This is a genomic window from Streptomyces sp. NPDC043870 (assembly GCF_056435785.1).
The window spans coordinates 1-847 of record NZ_JBWKDT010000010.1; the positions used below are offsets into that span (position 1 = coordinate 1).

The window sequence follows — 847 nt, forward strand, 5'->3', positions numbered from 1 at the left end:
TACGCGTACTGCAACGCGACCGTGCCGCGGATCTCGCTGATCCTGCGCAAGGCCTACGGCGGCGCCTACATCGTCATGGACTCCCAGTCCATCGGTGCCGACCTCACCTACGCCTGGCCGACGAACGAGATCGCGGTGATGGGCGCGGAGGGTGCGGCGAACGTCATCTTCCGCCGCCAGATCGCCGATGCCGAGGACCCCGAGGTCATGCGCGCCCGCATGGTCAAGGAGTACAAGGCCGAGCTCATGCATCCCTACTACGCCGCGGAGCGCGGACTGGTCGACGACGTCATCGACCCGGCCGAGACCCGCGAGGTGCTCATCCGCTCCCTCGCCATGCTCCGCACCAAGCACGCCGACCTGCCGTCGCGCAAGCACGGCAACCCCCCGCAGTAACCCACGAGGAGAACGCTGCACATGACCATGCCCGCCGAGTCCCTGCTCCGCGTAGAGAAGGGCCACGCCGACCCCGAGGAGCTGGCCGCGATCACGGCCGTCCTCCTGGCCCGCGCCGCCGCGCAGCCGGCCGCTCCGGCCCACCGCGGCCGCAGCACCGCCGGGTGGCGCCGCCTGGAGCGCCAGTCCGGCTTCCGCGCACCGCACAGCTGGCAGGGCTGACGCCCGTCGGCCATCGCATCGAGGCCCCTGCTCGCCCCACCGCGAGCGGGGGCCTCGCGCAATTCGCGGTGCTCGCGCGCACGGTGGCCGACACGGCCCGTCGCCCCCGCGCGCACCACGACGGCGGGGGGGGGGGGGGGGGGGGGGGGGGGGGGGGGGGTTTTTTTGGGGGGGGGGGGGGGGAGGGGAGGCTCCGCCCGGCTTCCTCGGGGCTCCACCCCGAGGAGCA

2 protein-coding genes are annotated in these 847 nt (G+C 73.9%); both read left to right on the plus strand.

Going from position 1 to position 847, the window contains the following annotated elements; translation table 11 throughout:
• Positions 1-396, plus strand: a 396-nt coding sequence (locus tag AC0699_RS15105) for a carboxyl transferase domain-containing protein (RefSeq protein ID WP_478659979.1), incomplete at its 5' end; no start/stop codon positions are given.
• Between the two features lie 21 nt (positions 397-417).
• Positions 418-618 carry an acyl-CoA carboxylase subunit epsilon gene (locus AC0699_RS15110; protein WP_478659981.1) on the plus strand — a complete coding sequence of 67 codons (201 nt, stop codon included), beginning with the start codon at positions 418-420 and terminating at the stop codon, positions 616-618.
• Positions 619-847 lie beyond the last annotated feature (229 nt).